Consider the following 936-nt stretch of genomic DNA (forward strand, 5'->3'; position numbering starts at 1 on the left):
CCTTCATTGCTACAAGTATCTTGGGGGCGATTAAGCTCTAATTTGATGCCAAAGGTAGAGTAGATTTTGTTAGGATAGAGGGTGGAATCTAATATGTAAGCAGTGTTATTGCAGCGCTTGGTTTGTAATGCTTTAATATAGCATTTATAGTTGCTTAATATAATAAGTGCTGTATTAGAAGCTTTATCTTTGATAAATAAATCATTGCTATTAGCTATGGAGTATATGAGCTTATTATACATTGTGCTTTTTTCTGTGGGGTTATTTGTAGAATTATTAGATTCTAGTTTCAATACTTCTTTTGTGGCTAGGGAAGTGATGGTTGGATTATTTGGATTGTTTGTGTTATTTTGGCTATTTTGTGTGGTTGGATTTGAATTATTATTTGCTTCTAAATTCAGCATAAACAATTCACTCTCATCATTTTCTTCTGTGTTATCCAAGAAGATCTCATTACAAAAAGAAGCATCTATTTCATTTCCCTTTACAGTTACTAGATACAGATAAGAATTCTTTGGCTTTGTTAGTTGAATTTGCTCTTTTAATTTTTGGGCGATGATGATTAAGATGTTTTGCTTGAATTTTGCGCTTTCATTAGAGAAGGCATAGTTAAAACCGTTTAAATCATTTGTGTTATATGAGTTTTTACTTTTTGCAAGGCTTTGATTGAAACGAGCTTGCAAGGTCTTTTTTACTTCATTGTAATTTGTGTTATCTATGAAGTAGATATTGTGAGGCTTGAAACGGTGTTTTGAGTTTATATTTTTATCATTATGAGATCTTGAATTTTCTGAGGTAAAATACTCAAAGTCTCTTCTAATTTCAAACTTAGCCCTTGGAACTAATTCGTCTAAATACTCAGTATAAAAGCTTAAAAGCTCTTTTAAGGATTTAAGCTCATTGGGGTTTATATACAAAGAGCGGTAGATTGAGTAG

General features: G+C 31.5%; 1 protein-coding gene. It reads right to left on the reverse strand.

Annotated features, from left to right (window positions below):
- Positions 1-936, reverse strand: a 936-nt coding sequence (locus DMC01_RS14145; protein WP_185908968.1) for a hypothetical protein, incomplete at both ends; no start/stop codon positions are given.

It is taken from the genome of Campylobacter troglodytis, assembly GCF_006864425.1.
Taxonomy (GTDB): Bacteria; Campylobacterota; Campylobacteria; order Campylobacterales; family Campylobacteraceae; genus Campylobacter_D; species Campylobacter_D troglodytis.